General features: G+C 68.5%; 1 protein-coding gene. It reads right to left on the bottom strand.

Going from position 1 to position 1561, the window contains the following annotated elements:
• Positions 1–12 precede the first annotated feature (12 nt).
• Positions 13–1206: an RtcB family protein gene (locus HW445_RS30420; protein WP_180224020.1), complete on the bottom strand. Its 1194-nt coding sequence runs from the start codon at positions 1204–1206 to the stop codon at positions 13–15.
• Positions 1207–1561: the final 355 nt, after the last annotated feature.

Genomic DNA, 1561 nt, shown 5'->3' with positions numbered 1-1561 from the left:
GCGGGCACCCGGTCAGCCCTTGACGCAGACGACCTGCTTGAGCTGCGCCACCACGGCCACCAGGTCCCGCTGCTGGTCGATGACCTGCTCGATCGGCTTGTAGGCCGCCGGGATCTCGTCCACCACGCCGGAGTCCTTGCGGCACTCGACGCCCTGCGTCTGCCGCTCCAGGTCCGCCGCCGTGAACCTCCGCTTGGCCGCGTTCCGGCTCATCCGCCGGCCGGCGCCGTGCGACGCCGAGTTGAACGACTTGTCGTTCCCCAGCCCCTTCACGATGTACGAGCCGGTGCCCATGGAGCCCGGGATGATCCCGTACTCGCCGGACCGCGCGCTGATCGCGCCCTTCCGGGTGACCAGCAGGTCCATCCCCTCGTACCGCTCACGGCTGACGTAGTTGTGGTGGCAGCTGATCTCGGGTTCGAAGGTCACCTTGGCCTTCTTGAACTCCTTGCGGACCACGTCCTTGAAGAGCGCCATCATGATCGACCGGTTGAACCTGGCGTACTCCTGCGCCCAGTACAGGTCGTTCTGGTAGGCGGCCATCTGGGGCGTGTCCGCGACGAACACCGCCAGGTCGCGGTCGACCAGCCCCTGGTTGTGCGGCAGCCGCTGGGCGACGCCGATGTGGTGCTCGGCGAGCTCCTTGCCGATGTTCCGCGACCCGGAGTGCAGCATCAGCCACACCGAGCCCTCGGTGTCGAGACAGAACTCAATGAAGTGGTTTCCACTTCCAAGCGTTCCCGCCTGCTTGGAGGCGCGATCCTGACGGAACTTGACCGCTTCGGCGATCCCGTCGAACCGCTCCCACAGGTCGTCCCAGGCCGCGGTGGCGAAGCCGTGCATCCGTCCCGGGTCCACCGGGGTGTCGTGCATGCCCCGGCCCACCGGAATGGCCTGCTCGATCTTCGAGCGCAGCCGCGAGAGGTCCCCCGGCAGGTCGTTCGCGGTCAGCGACGTCCTCACCGCGGACATCCCGCAGCCGATGTCGACGCCCACCGCCGCCGGGCAGACCGCGCCCTGCATGGCGATCACCGAGCCGACCGTCGCGCCCTTGCCGTAGTGCACGTCCGGCATCACGGCCAGGCCCTTGATCCACGGGAGCGTCGCGACGTTGTGGAGCTGGCGCATGGCCACGTCCTCGACCGAGGCCGGATCCGTCCACATGCGGATCGGCACCTTGGCGCCCGGCACCTCGACGTACGACATGACCGACCATCTCCCCCAAAAACGACAACGGAAATCACACAGAAGCCGACAAGCTCATACAGAACTGAGAATCATGACCAACGTCACGAAAGGGACCGCGAACCGGCGTTCCCGGCGGCGTGTGCGATACACATTGTCTGCCGGGCCCCCGTCCCCCCGGCAACCGATTAACCCCCGTGAGAGGAGCCCGACCGTGCCGCGGAAGGCGTACACCATCGGCACCGCCGCCCTGCTCGCGGCCGTGCTGGCCGGCTGCAGCGGCGGTCCCTCGGAGGGCGGGCAGGCCGACGACTCCAAGCCGGGCGCCGCCGACGCCACGACGGCCGAGGCCGAGCCCGGCCGCTACCGCACCCTG

It is taken from the genome of Streptomyces sp. UH6, assembly GCF_013421635.1.
Taxonomy (GTDB): Bacteria; Actinomycetota; Actinomycetes; order Streptomycetales; family Streptomycetaceae; genus Streptomyces; species Streptomyces abyssomicinicus.
The sequence above is the reverse complement of the archived record's forward strand: the minus strand, read 5'-3'. Positions and strand labels throughout refer to the sequence as shown.

Coding starts and splice junctions, on each gene's coding strand:
- HW445_RS30420 (WP_180224020.1), bottom strand. CDS start 1,206: ATGTCGTACGTCGAGGTGCCGGGCGCCAAGGTGCCGATCCGCATGTGG.